The organism is Cryobacterium sp. MLB-32, from assembly GCF_000738085.1.
Taxonomy (GTDB): domain Bacteria; phylum Actinomycetota; class Actinomycetes; order Actinomycetales; family Microbacteriaceae; genus Cryobacterium.
Genome location: NZ_JPRS01000348.1, coordinates 1 through 1092, shown reverse-complemented (window position 1 = coordinate 1092; position 1092 = coordinate 1). Strand labels below are relative to the sequence as shown.

Below are 1092 nucleotides of genomic sequence, written 5' to 3'. Positions count from 1 at the left end.
TCGGTTCACATACGGTCAGGAGCGTGGCGTGAAAGAATTTCACCAGATCTTCTGAATGTTAAACTGTTCAACAGTGAAAAGTGGTTGCTAGCCTCAGGCACAGTCGGGACCGAGAGACACGAGGGTGCAGTGGAAGACAGCGTTGACCGGATCGTAGCCCAATGGGCGCACGTGCACCCAGATCTGAATGTGTCCCCGATGGCGATAGTTGGCCGCCTCTCGAAGCTCACCAGGCTCTTTGAGAGATCCCTCCAGGACGTCTTCCTTCGGCACGATCTTCAACCCGGAGAATTCGACCTTCTGGCGACCCTGCGCCGCAACGGCAGCGGCACCGGGACGCAGGGACTCACGGCGGGTGAACTGGCCGCAAACGCCATGGTCACCTCGGGTGCGATCACCAACAGGCTCGACCGGTTGGTCGCGAAGGCACTCGTCTCCCGTGAGCCTGACCCGCTCAGTCGCCGAACCATCCGGGTCGTGCTCACCGACCGCGGTCAGGCGGTCGTGGATCAGACTCTCATCGAGCACGTCGCCAACGAAGAGCAGCTGCTCTCGTCACTCAGCCTCGACCAGCGGGAAAAACTCGAAGCCATGCTTCGCGAGCTTCTGCGTGCTCACGAACCACGGTCGTAGCCGCACGGATCGGTTGGCGCCAGACGGGCAGATTCGAATGCCGCCGGTACATTCCGCTGCGTCGCGGCGCTTCGGCCCAATCGGCCGGCTAACTCCCTTCAGAACGGTTTCCGGTACCCAAAGTGGCACCATCCCGTCGAGATCAAAAGGGTGGAATCACCTCGACGAATCGAGTTGGCTGACCGCCAATGGCCGGCGCCGCGGGAATGGCCTGGTCCACGTCGCCAACATTCGCCGACGGGCGATCAACATCGGAGTACTGAGCCTCCCTGCGGAGTCGACGCGTCCAGTCAAATTCGCGGATTTCAAACTGTCGTGGCGGTTCACGTTTAACCGTTGCCACCTCGAAGAGCACAGAGTGCGCTCTTTCGCCTCGTCGCTAGAGCCCTGATTGACCAGCAGTGCTCGGCATGCCCGTCTGTGGTGGTGGTGGTGGTGGTGGTGGTGGTGGTGGTGGTG

1 protein-coding gene is annotated in these 1092 nt (G+C 61.2%); it reads left to right on the top strand.

Features of this window, described 5'->3' with window-relative positions:
- The first annotated feature begins 198 nt into the window (after window positions 1-198).
- Window positions 199-633 (top strand): MarR family winged helix-turn-helix transcriptional regulator, encoded by a 435-nt coding sequence (locus tag JF66_RS18480; RefSeq protein WP_231556505.1) that lies wholly within the window; start codon window positions 199-201, stop codon window positions 631-633.
- The last annotated feature ends 459 nt before the right edge of the window (window positions 634-1092 follow it).

What these genes read in the sequence shown, in the direction of transcription:
- JF66_RS18480 (WP_231556505.1), top strand. Translation starts at nt 199, where the DNA reads ATGGCGATAGTTGGCCGCCTCTCGAAGCTCACCAGGCTCTTTGAGAGA.